Origin of the sequence: Mesorhizobium sp. M7A.F.Ca.CA.002.04.1.1 (genome assembly GCF_004022805.1) — a bacterium.
GTDB lineage: Bacteria > Pseudomonadota > Alphaproteobacteria > Rhizobiales > Rhizobiaceae > Mesorhizobium > Mesorhizobium ciceri.
In genome coordinates this window covers 1-1336 of sequence record NZ_RZPL01001051.1, presented here as the reverse complement: position 1 = coordinate 1336, position 1336 = coordinate 1, and the positions used below count along the sequence as shown (strand labels likewise).

General features: G+C 64.4%; 2 protein-coding genes. Both read left to right on the top strand.

The window, feature by feature from the left end:
• A partial coding sequence (locus tag ENZ75_RS32005; RefSeq protein ID WP_164888186.1) for a YgcG family protein occupies positions 1–740 on the top strand: 740 nt, incomplete at its 5' end.
• Positions 741–744: 4 nt separating this feature from the next.
• The coding region (locus ENZ75_RS32000) for a YgcG family protein (RefSeq protein WP_164888185.1) at positions 745–1336 on the top strand (592 nt) is incomplete at its 3' end.

The following is a 1336-nucleotide window of genomic DNA, read 5'->3' as shown; positions in this document are numbered from 1 at the left end:
ATCTCCCGGCGCTGACCGGCCGTGTCGTCGACAATGCCGGCATCATCGACGCCGCGACCAAGGCGGCGCTGACCCAAAAACTCGCCGATTTCGAGACAAAAGGCTCCGACCAGATCGTCGTCGCGACGATCCCCAGCCTCGATGGCGAGGAGATCGAGCCTTACGCCAACCGGCTGTTCCGCTTCTGGAAGCTCGGCCAGGCGAAGGAAAACAATGGCGTCCTGCTGCTGGTGGCCCCGAACGACCGCAAGATGCGCATCGAGGTCGGCTATGGGCTGGAAGGCACGCTGACCGACCTGCACACCAAGCTGATCATCGAGAATGACATGGTGCCGGCCTTCCGCGCCGGGGACTTCTCGGGCGGTATCAGCAAGGCCGTCGACGACATGGTCATGGTGCTGGAAGGCAATCCGGCGGAGCTGGAGGCGCGCGGCGAGCGCAACCAGCAAGCGCCTTTCGATTCCGACGACCTGTTCTTCGCCGTCTTCATCAGCATCTGGGCGATCATCTTCTTCGGCAGCATTGCGGCTTCCGTGCTGCCGCCGATCTTCGGCCAGAAGCTTGGCCCCGGCCGCTACCGCTGGCTTGGCATGACCTTCGAGCCAAGCCGGCGATCCTCCAGTGGCGGCTGGTCGTCGGGGAGTTCCGGCGGCGGCTGGTCTTCGGGGTCAAGCAGCGGTGGAGGCTTTTCCGGCGGCGGCGGTTCGTCCGGCGGCGGCGGCTCGTCGGGAAGCTGGTGATGGCATGATGGTATCCAGCATCAGCCTGTCGAAACGCGACCGCCTCGCCTCGGCCGTCCTGATTGCTGCGGTCGTGCTGTTCTCCTGCGTCATGGCCTACGCGGCCGACCTGCCGGCGCTGACCGGCCGTGTCGTCGACAATGCCGGCATCATCGACGCCGCGACCAGGGCGGCGCTGACCCAAAAACTCGCCGATTTCGAGACGAAAGGCTCCGACCAGATCGTCGTCGCGACGATTCCCAGCCTCGATGGCGAGGAGATCGAGCCTTACGCCAACCGGCTGTTCCGCTTCTGGAAACTTGGCCAGGCGGGCGAGAACAATGGCGTGCTGCTGCTGGTTGCCCCGAACGACCGCAAGATGCGCATCGAGGTCGGTTATGGGCTGGAAGGCACGCTGACCGACCTGCACACCAAGCTGATCATCGAAAATGACATGGTGCCGGCCTTCCGCGCCGGGGACTTCTCCGGCGGCATCAGCAAAGCCGTCGATGACATGGTCATGGTGCTGGAGGGCAATCCCGAAGAACTGGAAGCGCGGGGCAAGCGCAATCCCGCCGATGACGGCACGTCCATCGATCCGATCTTTGCCGTGTTCC